This is a genomic window from Nonlabens sp., from assembly GCF_051251825.1.
Taxonomy (GTDB): domain Bacteria; phylum Bacteroidota; class Bacteroidia; order Flavobacteriales; family Flavobacteriaceae; genus Nonlabens.
Genome location: NZ_JBPOGG010000005.1, coordinates 97,039 through 113,444 on the forward strand (window position 1 = coordinate 97,039; position 16,406 = coordinate 113,444).

Consider the following 16,406-nt stretch of genomic DNA (forward strand, 5'->3'; position numbering starts at 1 on the left):
TGAGGAAAGGTTGAAAAATGTACGCTGCTTTTAAATCCACAAGCCATAATTTTTCTCATAAATTTGTAACTAGAATCAGCAAAACATGGAAAACAGAGTGACATCCTTATTTGGTATCAAATATCCTATTATTCAAGGTGGAATGATATGGGCGAGCGGTTATAAACTAGCTAGCGCTGTATCAAACGCTGGCGGCTTAGGATTAATAGGCGCAGGTTCTATGTATCCAGATGTTCTTAGAGAACATATTCAAAAATGTAAAAAAGCGACCGATAAGCCTTACGGTGTAAATGTTCCTTTGCTATACACAGATCTTGAAGAAATACTGCAAATCATTATTGAAGAAAAAGTCCCGATTGTTTTTACGAGTGCTGGAAATCCTAAGACTTATACCAAACGTTTAAAAGATGCTGGAATTATTGTTGTTCACGTAGTAAGTTCTGTAAAGTTTGCCTTAAAATGTCAAGATGCTGGAGTAGATGCCGTCGTTGCTGAAGGTTTTGAAGCCGGCGGACATAACGGTAGAGAAGAAACTACTACACTCACCTTAATTCCTATGGTAAAAGCTGCTCTTGAAATCCCATTAATTGCTGCCGGAGGAATAGCTACTGGTAGAGGAATGCTTGCCGCGATGACGTTAGGAGCTGAGGCTGTTCAAGTAGGTAGTCGTTTTGTCGCAACTCACGAAGCAAGTAGTCATCTAGCTTTTAAACAAGCTGTGGTAGATGCCAAAGAAGGCGATACGCACTTAACTTTAAAAGAGCTCGCACCAGTAAGATTATTACGCAATAAATTCTGGGGCGAAGTTCAAGAATTGTACAAAACAGCGCCAACTCCAGAAAAATTGAAAGATTTACTAGGTCGTGCACGAGCTAAAAAAGGAATGTTTGAAGGTGATTTAAATGATGGCGAACTAGAAATAGGACAAATCTCTGGATTGATTAACGATATTATTCCAGCCGCTCAGGTTGTTGAAAATATGGTCGCTGAGTATGAAGAAGCTCGACAGGAAATGATTAATAAGTCATTACATGGCTAGAATGCAATCGCCACTGGAAGAAAAGTGGAATGTTATTACGCATGGTTTTGGTTTTATACTCGCGATAATAGGCGCAGTGTTATTATTTTTTAGAATAGGAGAAAGTACACAAGCTTATATTATTCCAGCTATTGCCGTTTACACGCTGTCACAAATATTCTTGTATTTCTCATCTACTTATTACCATTGGGTTGCGGTAGGATCTAGAAAAGATTTATTGCGCAAAATGGATCATATCGCTATTTACGGATCAATTGCAGGAACTTATACACCTATGTGTTTGCTACTATTGCAAGACAGCAACGGCTGGTTGATTCTATATGCAGTTTGGGGAATTGCCTTATTTGGATTGACATGGAAACTCTTCTTTACAGGAAAATACGAGGCTTTTTCTAGTATTCTCTATTTAGTAATGGGTTGGTTGATAATTCTTGATTTAGAAAGTGTTCAAACACTTTTTACAGATTCCATGATTTATTGGTTGATCGCTGGTGGCATGTTCTTTACCGTCGGAATCATTTTTTATGCATGGAACAGATTGTACTTCAATCATGTGATATGGCATCTGTTTGTTTTAGGTGGTAGTATCAGCCACTTTTTTATGGTGCTTGAGGTGGTGAGTAAGTCCTTAAACTAAAAACCCCAGAATCGCAGCAATTAACATCACTACAATTTTTGCAAGATTGAATTTATGTGCTTCACTAGATTCTAATATAAGAGTCGTAGATACATGAAGCACAATTCCGGCCACAATCGCTTTTATAGGAGTCATATACGATTCAAAAAATGCAAGTTCGCCAGCAAGCAAACTACCTAAAGGCGACATTACTGCAAATAATAATAGTATCACTACTGCTTTCCATTTAGCCATTGCACTATTCATCAAGAAGCTAGCAAAAATAAAAGCAATCGGGATTTTATGAATTGCAATCCCGTAAACCATACCGCTATTTTCTTGCAATGGCATTCCTTCTAGTAAGGCGTGTAAGCAAAGACTTATAAAGAGTAGATAAGGAAATTGTTTAGATTCTTTATGAATGTGTAGATGACCATGCTCTGCACCTTTAGAAAAGAATTCAAGTATGATTTGTAAAAAAACACCAGCTATGAGATAAATACCCATATTGTGATCTCCATTTTCATAAATTTCTGGTAGAAACTCAGATGCAACACTACTTAATAAAAAAGCGCCAGAAAAGGCAAGCAATAATTTCATGCGACTAGCAGCAGACGATTTGAAAAGCATCGCAGCTCCAGCACCTAGGATTACAGCTATAAATGGAAGTAAAAAATTCAAGTCTTTGGGTTAGTTATTAAGTGGTAAAGGTTGTATAAAAATTTAATATGGCTGAATCAGATTGCTGGTTTTCTCACAACCATAATCAACCGTTCACTGGTCGATTCATCAAAGTTATTAAGTTTATAATCTCCATAGACATCGATCAGTTCTAGTCCTGCTTTTTCAAAGTAGTCAGTGAAGTCAGAGAGATCGAGTGCACTTACTCGTTCTGTAAAATGATAATCACGTTCCTGGTCAGTGAATTTTATATCTTTATAAATGTGTCCATTTTCAAAACGGCGCCATTGTTTAAAGGTAATTCCTTCTTCAGTTTTTTCATTGAATGGCACCAAGTTTTTAACGACTTGTGGTGCGTTCATAAAATCTATAACACCATATCCACCAGGCTTTAAGTTAGCATGAATCGCTTTAATCGTGTTCACATTATCTTCAACATCATCAAAATATCCAAAACTCGTGAATAAATTAAAAACTGCGTCAAACTGTGTTTCATAAGGAACGGTCATGTTGTGCACTTCAAAGTTGATACGGCTGGCATCTAGCGGTAGTAAATATTTTTCATTCTCTACAATTGAAGTGGAAGTAGTGTTGTTTCTTAATTGCGCTTTTGCGAAAGCGATACTTGAAGGACTCAAATCCACACCAGTCACTCGATATCCTAACCGGTTGAGGTACATACTGTGCCTACCACGTCCACAAGCCAAATCCATAATATGAGAAGCGGTAGAAAGTTCTAAACGCTGCGTGAGACGGCGCATAAAGGCTCCAGCTTCTTCATAATCTCTATCTCTATAAAGAATGTGGTAATATGGTGTGTCAAACCAACTTGCGTACCAGTGATCTGTTTGTGATGCGGTGCTCATAGACCGCAAAAATAGCTTAATTTTGTGGCTCAAATCTGTAAAGAATGTCCCAAAATTTTAAGATGATTGCCAAAACTCTTTTTGGCCTAGAAGAAGTGCTTGAAAAAGAACTACTCCAGTTAGGTGCCATGAACATCAAACCTGGTGTGCGCATGGTGAGTTTTGAAGGTGATCTAGGCTTTATGTATAAAGCAAACATGATGTTGAGGACAGCAGTACGTATTCTAGTCCCGATACATTCTTTCAGAGCGCGTACTGAGGTAGATTTATATGATGGAATTTATCAAATGGACTGGTCACAGTATTTAACAGCTCATGATACTCTTGCAGTGCATGGAACTGTAGCGTCACAGTATTTTAATCACAGTCAGTATGTGGCATTAAAAACTAAAGATGCTATTGTAGATCAAATACGTAATAATACTGGTCGCCGTCCTGATGTAGATACGAAGCATCCAGATTTGAGAATATCTGTGCACATTAATGATCAGGTTGTAGATGTTTCTATAGATTCCAGTGGTGAACCGCTTTTTAAACGTGGATACCGACAAGAAACTAATATTGCACCTATAAACGAAGTACTTGCTGCTGGATTAATCTTATTGAGCGGTTGGGATCAACGTTCTCAATTTATAGATCCTATGTGTGGTAGTGGTACGATTGCGATTGAGGCTGCCATGATTGCGGCAAATATTGCACCTAACTTGAATAGACCAGAATTTGGTTTTGAAAAATGGCCTAATTATGATAATTCTCTTTTTGAGAGTATTCAAGAAAGCTGTTTGAAAAAAATGCGTGAATTTGAAGGTCCTATCATCGCCCGCGATGCAGATGGTTACACGCTTGAAAAAGCAAAAGAGAATGTAAAGAATGCTAATCTGGGTGATTTTATTAAGTTAGAAAAAGGAGATTTCTTTAGAGATCATCAAAGTGCTCAAGCTTTCTTGATGTTTAATCCGCCGTATGATGAGCGTATTGAAATCGATACAGAAAGTTTTTATAAGTCTATAGGTGACGCTTTAAAGCAACGTTATGCAGGTTCAACCGCATGGATGATTACAGGGAATCTAGAAGCATTAAAGTATGTAGGATTACGTCCATCTCGCAAAATAAAGATGTACAACGGTAAGCTAGAAGCACGTTTTGTCAAGTATGAAATGTATCGCGGAACTAAGAAATTACATAAACTTGTAGATAGAGAACAAGAAAAAAGTCAAGAGGAAGAATAATATCACTTATAGAATATTTAAATACCCAAACATAATTTGCAAGTGCATATGATGTTTGGGTATTTTTTTGTGTTCGAGTGATTTGTTTATGCTCAACTCATTTGTGTGATTCAACTTATGACATCAATGATTTTAGAGTTTTTAATTTCCGCACTTGATGCGGAATCTACTGATGAAAATTCAATCTTTTTATATATGCTACTATCTCTTTAAACTAAAGTGTCCTCTCACATCAAAGTCTCCTCGAGAATCTTTAATTTCAAGCAAGAACCAGTAGTCTGATGATGGTAATGGGTTGCCATTGTACATTCCATCCCAACCTTGCGAGTCTTTATCAAAAGTCTTTAAAAGTTTTCCATGGCGATCAAAAATTGCAAAAGTCGCATCATCAAAAGTTTCAATGTCATCTACCTGCCAGAAATCATTGAAATTATCTGAGTTAGGAGTGAAGAATTTAGGGTAGTCTATGATAAGAACACGCTGCGGTGGAGTAGGATCACAACCATTAATATCTATAACGACCACATCGTGATAACCACGAGTGACGTCAGGAAATACATTACTGCGTTGTGGTTCACCATTATCGAGTACGTAAAGATAATCTCCATCACCGCTTACTATTACTATTATAGAATTAGGATCTGCAAAATCTACTTTAAGAATAAAATCTAGCATAGCGCTGCTGGATTGAGTCACTAGGAATCGAGCTGCTGGTGAAGAGCAACCTTCGGCACTTGTGATTACAACGGTATAATCTCCAGGAACTGTGATGTCAATGGAAGAAGAAGTTGCACCATTAGACCAAAGATAAGTTTCTCCAGCAGCTCCTGTAGCAGCATCTACTGTTACAAATATGTCACAAATTACATAATGTCTATCGATAGGTGGAACTGGTAAAGGATTCACGATAATATCAAAGTTTCCTATACTCGTACAGCCTAAGATTGTTTCTGTAACTAAAGTAAAGATTTGAGTACCATCAACGGCAGTAATATTACCTACGATTTCATTGGTTTGATTTTCAGCGTCCGCTTGTGAGAAGTAATATTGAACCGTATGATTTGCTGGATTTAAAGATCCCAATGTGGCTGCTTCATTATCAGTAACATCAACAATTAATAAACCATCATAATCATCATCACAAAGCACCAAATCATAAGTTCCAGCTGCTGGTAGAATAGGACTAGGTTGTATTTGTAAATCAAAATCAGTTACAAAGAAACAGCCTGTAGTTGTATTTTCTAAGCGAGTGAAAATAGTAGTTGAGTTTGCAGTATATACGTATGGAGTAGGTAAAGAATTAATACCATCAGCAGCATCTAGTGCATTATCATAGTAGGTTACCATATTATTACCAGGCAACGGATTTATAAAATTAGAAGTAACTTCATTTAAATCTACTTCCATTGTTGGATTGTCACAAAACCTGTATGAGGCAACTGGCGTAAATGCTGGTGGTAGATTCACTTCAAGATCTAAGGTTCCTACGATATAACAATCAGAAACGGTATTGTACAGTCTTAAATATACGGTTTGAGGATTGCTCGTGTTTGTGAAATTAGTACTATCTGGAATTGGATTCACTCCATTTTCTGCATCCATCGGGTCTGTGTGCCACGTAACGATGGAGTTGAACGGTCTGGTTCCTGTGATATCGCTTTCGCGAAAGCTAAGATCAAACGTAGTTATCCCATCATAATCTTCATCGCATTCTACAGATGGATTTACAGTTAAAACTGTAGGAGCGTCCACAACGTTAAGCTCAAAAGACTCAAGTTCATAACACAAAGCATCGTTACCTATCCTTGCGATGATGGTTTGTGGATTTACCGTGTTTGTGTAAACTAGAGGTAATGAATTTAAATTTGCCTCAGCATCAATTGTGTTTTCAAAGAAATTGATGGTTAAATTAGATGAGATTCCATTTCTAATCTCGTCGATAGTAGGTTGTAAATCAAATGTGGAAATTCCATCATTATTATCATCACAAACTGTTAAATCAGTAGGAGCATTATAAGTAGGAGCGTCATTAACTTCAAGGTTAAATGAATCAGTGTCAAAGCAAGTCGGATCAGATATATTTTCCACACGTACATAAATAGTTTGCGGCGTGGAAATATTCATATAACCTACGTTTTTATCTATAGGGTTACTGTTGCTACTTGCCTCAGCTGGTGTGAGGTGATATGAGACCACTTTTCCAGCTTGACCGTTAAGAATTTCGTTATCCTTTGTGCTTAGTAAAAAGCTTTCAGTATTATCTCCGTCAGTCTCACAAACATTATAAATGGTGATTACTGGAAATACGGGAATAGTACTTATGGTAATGGATTGTTGAACTATAGTAGGACAACCATTAAGATCATCTAAAACTCTAACATAAACTGTTTCAGTTTGAGCATTATAAGATGTAGTTCCAGAAATAGAGTTGCTTCCAGATTCAGCATCGGCAATGGAGTTGTGGTACGTAATAGTGCGGTCCGGATCTATTGTTATTTCATTTTCCTTACTGGTTAAATCTATGATAAAGAAACCATCTTGATCATTATCACAGATAATGTATGGTGACGGATCTGCAGCTACTGGAGCTGGTAAAATGGTGATTTGCATAGGATGTACATCACTACAACCATCTAAATTTGTCACTTGAACATAAACATCAAATGGATTGGTAGTGTTTACAATTGTATTTATAGGTGAATTACCATCATCTGCATCCTGTTGAGATATAAAATATCTTACTGGAAAATTTGTTGGAAGCATACCTCTTGCAGCATCATCAAAAACAGTCAAATCTACTGCAGTAACTAAATCTTGATCCTCATCACAATAGGTTTGGTTTGGAATAGGATCTGATTCAAAGAATGGTAATACTTCTATTTCTATCTCTGCAAACTCTACACAGTCTGGACTTGTGATACGTATCCACAACGTCTGCGGATTTGTCATATTAGCATATCCTACCGTTTTATCTAACCTATTGATATCTGCTTGTTGATCTGCCATGGTTTCATAGAATTGAATTTCAACCATTTCTAAGCCATTAATCATAGTGATCTCCATATCATCGAGGGCAAAATTTTCTATTCCATCATTTGTGATATCGTCACAAAGGTCAAAGTCTTGAATGTTTGTTGCATCCAGTAATAAGTTAGAATACAAAGTAATGTTTCCTGTTGATGGACAGCCATTTACAGAATCTACAACTCTTATGTAAACAGTTTGAATTCTATTAACAGTATTGTTGAACGCATTAGGATTTGGAATTGGGTTAGTTCCATCATCTGCATCCATTTGGGAGGTGTGATAGGTTACCATTATATTCGATTGTCCACCAGTAAAATCTGTTTCTACACTAGTTAAATCAAATGTGGCAAAGCCATCACCATCTGCATCACAACCATCTATTAACTCGAGAGGTGAATTTAAAACTGGCGGCACATTAACTATGATATTTACATTACTTGTATTATAACAACCTGTAACCGGATCAGTAATACGAGCAAAAATAGTTTCTGGATTTGAGTTGTTAACGTAATTTGTAGATAACGGATTTGTATTATTTACCACATCCATCATGGTTAAGTGATATGTAATTGTACTAGTTGTGCTTGTAGTTACTTCTACATCTATAGGTGCAAGATTAACTGGTGTAAATCCATCATAGTTTCTATCGCATACTTCATAAGTATAATCCATCGCGTCTGCAATAGGATTTACTACTAGATTGAGAATTGATATTCCTTGACAACCAGAATCGGTATCATTTACTCTAAAGTAAATTGTTTCGGGATTTGAGATGTTTGTATATGATGCTGGTAATGCGTTCAATTCATTTTGAGCATCATTAAAATTTGCATAGAAGTCAAAATTATAGGTGCTAGGTGGAAGTGTGTTTATTATAGAATTACCATGTGATAAAAGATCAAAATTTTCAATCCCATCATTTGTATCATCATCACAAAGAGAAAAATCTGGAAGATTTGTACTCAACTGATTAGGATCTACTGTAATTATGACACTATCGGTAATTACACAATTATTTCCAGTACCAGGAATGGTTACTTCAACTGTGTAAGTAGCTGTTGAATCTACAAAAAGTGTGCTACCTGTTGCACCAGGAATAGGTACAGAATTATCAAACCATTCATAAGTTGCAAGTGGATTTCCAGTATCTGCATCAAGGGTTGTGTCAGTACAGACTAGTAAATCAGGTCCTAAATCAACTTCGGCTCTTAGACTACCACTTTCTATAAAAACAGCTGTGTCAAATCTGAAATCAAATTGATCTGCAACGACCATTTTTAAATGGTACGACTGATTAGGAATAACTGGAGCGCTAGCAGTAAAACTTACCGTTCTACCTTCATAATTAGTATCGCCTATTTGTGTACCACCAAAGAATGCTACATTTTCCTCTGGACATTGCCCTACTACTTCGGGATGCACGGTATCTATTCCTACTGGTATATTAGTTCCTGGAATAACTGCCATGTTTTGATACGGCGCAGTACTTCCCGTAGGTCTTATTAAAAGAGCAAATCCGTCTGCTACATTACAGGGAAAATCCATCTGATATTCCTCAGATGCCATGAGATAGTTAAAACTGATAGCATCAGTAACACTCACTAAATCAAACTCGATAACTGTAGCGTTGAGTGTATTGGTAATCCCAAGTGCGTTTTCTAAATCTGCATCTCCAGTCCATGTGGTAGAACCTTCATTAAGATCTGGTACAATAGTATTATTACCTGCAGAAAGAGCGTTACCTGAGGTTATAAAAAAGCCATCATTGAATGGAAAAGCAGATCCTGCTCGATCAAAACTCCCAAAACTCCCTAATCCGTTGATAGAACCATTCACAGGAGACGTAACATTGCTTATAGTTACACAATCATTATCAAGTGCTTGCCTTACGAGTTGATCTGCGGTAGCACCAGTAGTGGTTGTAATAAGTTGAGCGGTTGCTGAGAAGCTTAATAATAGTATTGCTATAGGCAATAAAATACGCAGTTGTTTTCTTTTCATATATGAGCAAAGCTATAGCTAGATGGTAAAAATAGGTGTTTTGTCGGGTTTCATTATTGTAAACTCTTGATTATGACGTTTAATTAACGATTTAATCGATAAAGTGTATGTTTGGGTAATAATTTATTTTCTACATTATAATAAACTCAAGTTTATCTGTATTTATTGTAAGTTATTGATAATCAATTGTAATATGAGTTTGCGGTTATTGTAATTCATAGAGTTGAAAATCTTACTCTTTCCTTCTTATCTTTGGGCTTGAAAAGTTGATATTATGGCTATGAATAAAAATGGTGTTTTAGGCTGGGCGACACTTATAATGATTATTATAGGATTGGGACTTATCGCTCTAGGCGCATTTAGATATAATGAAGTTGCTGGTTATGGCTTTGGAGCTGTAGGAGTAGGTTTTTTTGCAATCGCTTGGGTTTTTAACGCCTTGAAAGGAAGAGTTTAAGTGAAAGAAAAGATTCAATTTGAAGATTTAACTTCGCTTAAAAATATACTTCCCACGGCTATAGGAGCAGTTTTCTGTCTTATATGTGGGATTCTAATCGTTAGGGATCAAACAACGATTTATTTTGCCATCCTGGGAATTATTGGAATTGCTCTGATAGGAATTCCACAAATTAAAAATATACGACGTCGCAATACGATCAAGTATAATAACACAGGATTGACGGCAAAATTCTTAGGTCGCAAAACTTTTGGTTTTCAGTTTAGTGAAATAGAGCACATCAGTTTAATTGAAAAAGGACTGATTTTAAATATAAAAGGGATGGATGAGGTGACGCTTTCGCGAAAGCGTTTCCAAGAAGATTCCCTCCAACAACTACATACATTAATTAAACAAAAAACAACGCAATCATGAGCGATGATAAACAAGTAATATTTTCCATGTCCGGTCTTTCAAAGACTTATCAAAGTACTGGAAAACAAGTTCTTAAAAATATTCACCTCAGTTTCTTCTACGGTGCAAAAATAGGAATCCTAGGTCTCAACGGATCTGGTAAATCTACACTGATGAAGATTATTGCTGGGATAGAAAAGAACTATCAAGGTGATATTAATTTCTTACCAGGTTATAATGTAGGGTATTTAGAACAGGAACCTGAGCTAGATGATTCTAAAACCGTGATGGAAATAGTACGTGAAGGTGTTGCTGAGACTGTTGCGATACTTGAAGAATATAATAAGATCAACGATGATTTTGGTCTAGAAGAAGTTTATTCTGACGCTGATAAGATGGAGAAGTTAATGAACCGTCAGGCAGAATTACAAGATAAAATAGACGCAGTAAACGCTTGGGAACTAGATACTAAGTTAGAAATCGCGATGGATGCACTGCGCACACCACCTGGAGATGCAAGTATTAAGAATCTATCTGGTGGAGAGAAACGTCGTGTTGCTTTATGTCGTTTGTTATTACAACAGCCTGAGATTTTATTACTCGATGAGCCTACTAACCACCTGGATGCAGAGTCTGTTCTATGGCTGGAACAACACCTTGCACAATATAAAGGAACCGTAATCGCAGTTACTCACGATAGGTATTTCCTTGATAACGTAGCTGGATGGATTCTTGAACTAGATCGTGGTGAAGGTATTCCATGGAAAGGAAACTACTCGAGCTGGTTAGAGCAAAAAGGAGATCGTTTAAGAAAAGAGGAAAAAACAGAATCTAAACGCCAGAAAACACTGAAGCGTGAGCTTGATTGGGTACGTCAAGGCGCAAAAGGTCGCCAGACTAAACAAAAAGCACGTTTAAATAACTATGATAAGTTGTTGAACGAAGACCAAAAACAAAAAGAAGATAAGCTTGAAATCTACATTCCTAACGGTCCACGTCTAGGAACAAATGTGATTGAAGCAACAGGAGTAAGTAAAGCCTTTGGCGATAAGTTACTTTATGAAGATTTGAACTTTGTACTTCCACAAAACGGAATCGTAGGTATTATAGGACCTAACGGTGCTGGTAAAACAACCATTTTCAAAATGATTATGGAACAAGAACAACCAGATAAAGGTTCTTTCACGGTAGGAGAAACAGTGAAACTAGCTTATGTAGATCAAGCACACAGTGATATAGATCCAGATAAATCCATATGGGAAAACTTTGCAGATGGTCAAGACATGATCATGATGGCTGGTAAAATGGTAAACTCAAGAGCTTACTTGAGTCGTTTTAACTTCTCAGGATCAGAGCAAAACAAAAAAGTATCTGCTCTATCAGGTGGTGAGCGTAACCGTTTACACCTTGCGATGACACTTAAGGAAGAAGGTAACGTATTATTACTCGATGAGCCTACAAACGATCTTGATGTAAATACATTACGTGCACTGGAAGAAGGACTCGATAACTTTGCTGGTTGTGCGGTTATAATCTCGCATGATAGATGGTTCCTAGATAGAGTATGTACTCATATCATAGCCTTTGAAGGTGATTCTCAAATCTATTCTTTTGAAGGTAGTTTTACAGAGTATGAAGAAAATAAACGCAAGCGATTAGGTGATGTAACTCCTAAGAGAATACGTTACAAGAAATTGATTAGAGACTAGGTTTTAAGTCTTTAAGTATATAGTCCGCAGTTCAGTTATATGAATTGCGGATTTTTTTTAGACAGAATTAGTAAATAGGTATAAGAGAACTTTTTAGTTATTCAAAAACTATCGTTCAGTTTCCATTCCCCAACCCTAAAGGGTGCGGAAACTAAAAAGCTTTAAGATTACGAAAGAAGAAACTTTGCCCTTTAGGGTTAGGGAAGAGGTTTCGGTTATGTACTTCTTTAATGTTTGTTTATTCTGAGGAATTAATTTTTATGTCAGTTCGAGCGAGAGCCCACAATCAACCCCAGATACCTTTTTCACTTTCATAAAAATGCCTTTTTTCTTCTTTGTTTAATTTTTCTCTTCTTTTTTTCGTTATTATTCTTTGATCGATAATTATAAAATCCTTGATTAAATAAAACCATACAAACGGTATTAACCAAATGAGTATAGTATTAATTAATTTTTGTTTCTTGCTTAATACTAATGCGTTTGATACTATCTCTTGTGCCTTGATAGTGTACTTTATATACAATACAATGAAAACGAGCAGACCAATAATAAAGTACCACATCATAGTTGATTAAAGTTTCTTAATCGAAAAATACAAAAAAACACCATATTTCGACCGCCGCACGATATCGCATTTATTTCATTATTTCAACTAGATTTTAACCAAAATAATATGATTCCAAAAACCGCCGATATAAGAACACAAATTGAGTTCTATGCAAAAGAAGTAAGTGATGGGAAAATGGATTTAAGTGCCGTACGTAATAAATTGAAACATCAAATGATGGATTTAAATGATGTAACTTATACGGTAAACAGAGTTGATAAAAGAGTCACTAGATTAACTGAATTAAAAAATATTCATCAATCTGGAAAAACTAAACTGTGGATAGGTGTTGCCTTGTTATTTTTTGGATGCGTTTTTCCATTTATTTATAATGTCATCACGTTAAATAAATTTGTGATTGCGGTATATACATTTCCTTTTGTACTAGGACTTTATTTAGTGTGGAATGGTCGAAATGATATGGCGAGGTATTAAACCTCAAAAATCCACTCATCCTTAAATAACAACGCCGTTTTAAAATATTCAAATAGTACTGGGAAACCAGCTTTAAAATCGGCAGGCGATTCAAAGAAGTACTCTGTGAGAACTGATAAGAATTCATACTCATTTGTAAAAGCATAAGCTCTGAAATACTTCGTACGGTCCAGTCGTTCTCTCACTTCGGGTTTCATGATGTGGCGCAAGATTTTTTGCTCGTATTTATGAAAACGTACAGAATCTACGTCTGTGCTGTGTTTACTTTCAAAGTGCATGACATGCATGAACTCATGCAATCCTAGATGTAAATTATCATTATCGATGACCATACCTTTGAGGAAATCTTCCCAGGACATGGCTAGTACTTTTGCACGAGGATTGTATTCTCCTTTATGCATTGCTTCATTGGTAGGACTTTGAAATGCTTGTTCAAAGAACAGCACGGTATTTATCATGCTATACAAGTAGTTTGCACGTCCAAAGCTGAGTTGAATCGCTACAGCAGTAGTGTAAACTATTTGTGCATCGCTTACCTGTGGTTCATATCTGTGCTTGAAATCCTTATCTTTAATGAACGCCGCCATGCGGTGCTCAAATTCTTTCTTATATTTCTTAGAAAGCTTTAAATAGAAAGGATATGTTTCTAGAATACGCTTTTGCGCAAGCGGCAATTTGCGATAAGTAAATGGCTGTCTGTTCCAAACAAAGTCTTTTTTGTTCTGCATTTTGCGCAAAATGAGGTGCGTAAAAAAGAACACAAAACCTAGACCTACCGCTGCAAATGCATACGGCGCCATCCATTGAGTTTCGGGATTTAAAACTAGTATGTGTAGTAAATATCTAATCTCTAGAGAAAATGCTTAATAAGTACCAGAAAAGTAACATTAATGAAGCAAATAGACCTAGAGAAGCACCTACATGCTGATCTGTACTGTACTTATGAACCAGGTTTGAAGTTTGATAAAGAATAGAACCAGCAGCTAGAACTACCATTCCACCACTAAAAGCAAGACCTAGATTAAACCCAAAAAGCATTCCAGCCACAATTAATCCTAGAGCGATAAAAGAACCGATCATGATAACATTGCGCAAAAAGCTAAAATCCTTCTTAGTAAAAAGCACAATCGCACTCAAACCGGTAAATAAAGCCAGTGTCATTACTGCTGCTTGATTAATAACAGGATTAGAAAATAAATCCATACTACCACCAGAGTAGGCAATAGAAATCCATATCAATGGTAAAAAGATAAAAGCCTCGGCAATTACAAAAAGTATTAAGGCAAGATATTGTTGCGTTCTGTCATGAGATTTATGAGCGAGACGTTCTGCATAGTTAGTAGCAAGCATAAAACCACCTAACATGATCATCCATCGCCAGCCTTGTGTCATCGATAAGGCAAACTCTACAAGTGGTTCAATTCTTAAAAATATAGCCTCTACGATTATGAATAATCCTACCGCAAGAGCAACATGTGCATAAGTACGTTTATAAAAAGCAACTCTAGTATCTTCATCTACAGAGATAAGCGGTTGATATGTTGAAGGGTTGTTATTTTCCATTTTTAAATTTTATTACAAGAAGTGAAGATAAATAAACTCTTATTTCACAACGTAAAAAGATTAATAAAATTTTATTCACTACGATTAAACCTTATCTTAGATTTCTAGTCATAACATGGACTATGATAGCAGATAAAGAACGTGAAATTCTTGAGCTTATACAATCCACTCAAACTGTTGAGGCTGGTTACCGTATGCTATTACAAGACTTTCAACAGCAATTATACTGGCAAATAAGGAAACTCGTCATAGATCATGATGACGCTCATGACGTGCTGCAAAACGTATTTGTGAAGGTTTTTAAAGGAATTAAAAATTTTAAAGGAGACAGTAAATTATCCTCATGGCTATATCGCATCGCTTATAATGAGAGCATGACATTTCTTACTAAAAAAGGGAAACAATTACAGGTGAGTGATATAGAATTGCAAACCCATCTGGTGGATCAACTCGAGGCAGACGTGTATTTTACTGGTGATGAAATACAACTCGCGTTACAAAAAGCACTGGCGCAGTTACCAGCTAGACAAAGCCAAATATTTAAAATGCGCTATTATGATGAGGTTAAATTTAAAGAAATAGCAGAGCTGTTGGATCTTAGTGAAGGAGCTGTGAAATCCAGTTATCATATTGCGGCAAAGAAGATTGAAGAATATATAAAAAGTGATGAGTAGTTAATTAGATGTTTTATTACGCTTTCGCGAAAGCGTAATTCAAAAAAGCACGTCATTTTAAATTAAACAATTAATGTAAATTAAACTTTTTAAGAACTTAAGAGTCTTACAAATAAGAAGATGAATAAAGAAAATAAACATAACAAGGATCTAGGTTTTCAAGTGCCGCAGGACTTTTTCAAAAATTTTGAAGAAGAAATGATGACGCAAGTAGTTCTAGAAGAAAAACTAGGTAAGAAAACTGGTTTTCAAGTTCCTGATGGTTATTTTGAATCATTAGAGGATCAATTGCTTCCAGTGATGGAAGAACCTAAAGTGGTACAATTGCCACATACTAATTATAAGAGAATACTTTTTCCTATTCTAGCCATTGCCGCAGTTCTTGCAGTGATATTCACACTTAATTTTGAGCAGGAAACTTATGATCTTGCAAGTGTGCAAACTCAAGAACTAGAAGAGTATTTGATAAATAATGAATCTTTATATGATGATAGTTCACTAGAAACATTATTTGCAGACAATGATATACTCGATACCATGAGCATATCGAGCGATCTAGATACTGATGAATTGTATGATTATTTACAAGAAGAAATGGAATTAAACGAAATTATAACAGAATGAAAAAATATATAGTATTACTGGTAATCCTTATAAGTGCTGTAGGAATGGCACAAGGTCCAGGCAGCGATAGAGATAAGGAGCGTAAAATGAATAAAGAAAAGATTCACACGCTAGCCGTTGCTTACATAACGGAACAACTGGAGTTAACGCCTAGTGAAGCGAGTAAATTATGGCCGTTATTAAATGGGCTGAGAGATCGACGTCATCAACTGGATCGCGATAAAATGAGTTTGATTCAGGAAATGGAAGGAAAGTTTGAATCACTCACTGATGCAGATGCTGCGGTTTATGTCAATAAAATAGCAGATCTAGAAAGTCAAATTTTTGCATCAAGTTATGAAGAAAATAGAGCCCAAATCATCGAAATTATAGGAGCCAAACGTTTCTTAAAATTGATGAAAGCGCAATTAGATTTCCGTAAAAAGATGCTTAAGGAGTATAAAGATCGTAGAGGTAGAGGCAGACCTTAAGACAACTGTCGATTT

At 36.1% G+C, this 16,406-nt stretch carries 15 protein-coding genes; 10 read left to right on the forward strand and 5 right to left on the reverse strand.

All coding sequences use genetic code 11. The annotated features are described in order from the left end of the window. Nucleotides 1–85: 85 nt before the first annotated feature. Nucleotides 86–1,039 carry an NAD(P)H-dependent flavin oxidoreductase gene (locus ACSHWW_RS08070; protein WP_435681929.1) on the forward strand — a complete coding sequence of 318 codons (954 nt, stop codon included), beginning with the start codon at nt 86–88 and terminating at the stop codon, nt 1,037–1,039. Continuing rightward, nucleotides 1,032–1,676 carry a PAQR family membrane homeostasis protein TrhA gene (gene trhA / locus ACSHWW_RS08075; RefSeq protein ID WP_435681930.1) on the forward strand — a complete coding sequence of 215 codons (645 nt, stop codon included), beginning with the start codon at nt 1,032–1,034 and terminating at the stop codon, nt 1,674–1,676. Before ACSHWW_RS08070 ends, trhA begins: the two co-directional genes overlap by 8 nt. Here trhA and ACSHWW_RS08080 read toward each other — a convergent pair. Next, the gene (locus tag ACSHWW_RS08080) at nt 1,668–2,336 is read right to left on the reverse strand and encodes a ZIP family metal transporter (RefSeq protein WP_435681931.1); all 669 of its coding nucleotides are present in this window, start codon (nt 2,334–2,336) and stop codon (nt 1,668–1,670) included. The two genes, trhA and ACSHWW_RS08080, sit on opposite strands and share 9 nt — an antisense overlap. A gap of 56 nt (nt 2,337–2,392) precedes the next feature. Then, nucleotides 2,393–3,202, reverse strand: coding sequence for an SAM-dependent methyltransferase (locus ACSHWW_RS08085; protein WP_435681932.1), 810 nt, complete (start codon nt 3,200–3,202; stop codon nt 2,393–2,395). Nucleotides 3,203–3,246: 44 nt separating this feature from the next. Here ACSHWW_RS08085 and ACSHWW_RS08090 point away from each other — a divergent pair, with 44 nt between their 5' ends. Next, the gene (locus ACSHWW_RS08090; protein WP_435681933.1) at nt 3,247–4,431 is read left to right on the forward strand and encodes a THUMP domain-containing class I SAM-dependent RNA methyltransferase; all 1,185 of its coding nucleotides are present in this window, start codon (nt 3,247–3,249) and stop codon (nt 4,429–4,431) included. 201 nt (nt 4,432–4,632) lie between these two features. Here the strand turns inward: ACSHWW_RS08090 and ACSHWW_RS08095 are convergent, their stop codons facing one another. Continuing rightward, entirely contained in the window at nt 4,633–9,459 is a 4,827-nt protein-coding gene (locus ACSHWW_RS08095) for a choice-of-anchor L domain-containing protein (protein ID WP_435681934.1), read from the reverse strand. Between the two features lie 280 nt (nt 9,460–9,739). Here ACSHWW_RS08095 and ACSHWW_RS08100 point away from each other — a divergent pair, with 280 nt between their 5' ends. The 4 genes from ACSHWW_RS08100 to ACSHWW_RS08115 all read left to right on the forward strand — a co-directional run bounded on the left by ACSHWW_RS08100 (nt 9,740) and on the right by ACSHWW_RS08115 (nt 13,060). After that, entirely contained in the window at nt 9,740–9,916 is a 177-nt protein-coding gene (locus ACSHWW_RS08100; RefSeq protein WP_435682082.1) for a CAL67264 family membrane protein, read from the forward strand. Then, nucleotides 9,917–10,330 carry a hypothetical protein gene (locus ACSHWW_RS08105; RefSeq protein ID WP_435681935.1) on the forward strand — a complete coding sequence of 138 codons (414 nt, stop codon included), beginning with the start codon at nt 9,917–9,919 and terminating at the stop codon, nt 10,328–10,330. It begins immediately after the preceding gene. Next, a complete protein-coding gene (gene ettA, locus ACSHWW_RS08110) occupies nt 10,327–12,018 on the forward strand; it encodes an energy-dependent translational throttle protein EttA (protein ID WP_435681936.1) in 1,692 nt (563 codons plus the stop codon). The genes ACSHWW_RS08105 and ettA overlap by 4 nt, the downstream gene beginning before the upstream one ends. A 673-nt stretch (nt 12,019–12,691) precedes the next feature. Continuing rightward, nucleotides 12,692–13,060, forward strand: a complete 369-nt coding sequence (locus ACSHWW_RS08115) for a hypothetical protein (RefSeq protein WP_435681937.1) — start codon at nt 12,692–12,694, stop codon at nt 13,058–13,060. Here the strand turns inward: ACSHWW_RS08115 and ACSHWW_RS08120 are convergent. Together ACSHWW_RS08120 and ACSHWW_RS08125 are read right to left on the reverse strand one after the other, a co-directional pair. Then, a complete protein-coding gene (locus ACSHWW_RS08120; RefSeq protein ID WP_435681938.1) occupies nt 13,057–13,860 on the reverse strand; it encodes a zinc-dependent peptidase in 804 nt (267 codons plus the stop codon). The two genes, ACSHWW_RS08115 and ACSHWW_RS08120, sit on opposite strands and share 4 nt — an antisense overlap. A 43-nt stretch (nt 13,861–13,903) precedes the next feature. Beyond that, the gene (locus tag ACSHWW_RS08125) at nt 13,904–14,623 is read right to left on the reverse strand and encodes a Bax inhibitor-1/YccA family protein (RefSeq protein ID WP_435681939.1); all 720 of its coding nucleotides are present in this window, start codon (nt 14,621–14,623) and stop codon (nt 13,904–13,906) included. Nucleotides 14,624–14,745: 122 nt separating this feature from the next. Here ACSHWW_RS08125 and ACSHWW_RS08130 point away from each other — a divergent pair, with 122 nt between their 5' ends. From ACSHWW_RS08130 to ACSHWW_RS08140, 3 genes are all read left to right on the forward strand, one after another. Then, complete coding sequence (locus ACSHWW_RS08130; protein ID WP_435681940.1) at nt 14,746–15,297, forward strand: RNA polymerase sigma factor; 552 nt, start codon at nt 14,746–14,748, stop codon at nt 15,295–15,297. A gap of 120 nt (nt 15,298–15,417) precedes the next feature. After that, nucleotides 15,418–15,921 (forward strand): hypothetical protein, encoded by a 504-nt coding sequence (locus tag ACSHWW_RS08135; RefSeq protein ID WP_435681941.1) that lies wholly within the window; start codon nt 15,418–15,420, stop codon nt 15,919–15,921. Further along, on the forward strand, nt 15,918–16,391 hold the full coding sequence (locus tag ACSHWW_RS08140) for a hypothetical protein (RefSeq protein ID WP_435681942.1): 474 nt from the start codon (nt 15,918–15,920) through the stop codon (nt 16,389–16,391). The genes ACSHWW_RS08135 and ACSHWW_RS08140 overlap by 4 nt, the downstream gene beginning before the upstream one ends. Nucleotides 16,392–16,406 lie beyond the last annotated feature (15 nt).

Excerpts from the sequence above, each read along its gene's own strand:
- ACSHWW_RS08120 (WP_435681938.1), bottom strand. The coding sequence starts at position 13,860 with ATGGCGCCGTATGCATTTGCAGCGGTAGGTCTAGGTTTTGTGTTCTTT.
- ACSHWW_RS08115 (WP_435681937.1), top strand. The coding sequence starts at position 12,692 with ATGATTCCAAAAACCGCCGATATAAGAACACAAATTGAGTTCTATGCA.
- trhA (WP_435681930.1), top strand. The coding sequence starts at position 1,032 with ATGGCTAGAATGCAATCGCCACTGGAAGAAAAGTGGAATGTTATTACG.
- ACSHWW_RS08135 (WP_435681941.1), top strand. The coding sequence starts at position 15,418 with ATGAATAAAGAAAATAAACATAACAAGGATCTAGGTTTTCAAGTGCCG.
- ACSHWW_RS08095 (WP_435681934.1), bottom strand. The coding sequence starts at position 9,459 with ATGAAAAGAAAACAACTGCGTATTTTATTGCCTATAGCAATACTATTA.
- ACSHWW_RS08070 (WP_435681929.1), top strand. The coding sequence starts at position 86 with ATGGAAAACAGAGTGACATCCTTATTTGGTATCAAATATCCTATTATT.
- ACSHWW_RS08100 (WP_435682082.1), top strand. The coding sequence starts at position 9,740 with ATGAATAAAAATGGTGTTTTAGGCTGGGCGACACTTATAATGATTATT.
- ACSHWW_RS08090 (WP_435681933.1), top strand. The coding sequence starts at position 3,247 with ATGTCCCAAAATTTTAAGATGATTGCCAAAACTCTTTTTGGCCTAGAA.
- ACSHWW_RS08125 (WP_435681939.1), bottom strand. The coding sequence starts at position 14,623 with ATGGAAAATAACAACCCTTCAACATATCAACCGCTTATCTCTGTAGAT.
- ACSHWW_RS08085 (WP_435681932.1), bottom strand. The coding sequence starts at position 3,202 with ATGAGCACCGCATCACAAACAGATCACTGGTACGCAAGTTGGTTTGAC.
- ACSHWW_RS08130 (WP_435681940.1), top strand. The coding sequence starts at position 14,746 with ATGATAGCAGATAAAGAACGTGAAATTCTTGAGCTTATACAATCCACT.
- ACSHWW_RS08140 (WP_435681942.1), top strand. The coding sequence starts at position 15,918 with ATGAAAAAATATATAGTATTACTGGTAATCCTTATAAGTGCTGTAGGA.
- ettA (WP_435681936.1), top strand. The coding sequence starts at position 10,327 with ATGAGCGATGATAAACAAGTAATATTTTCCATGTCCGGTCTTTCAAAG.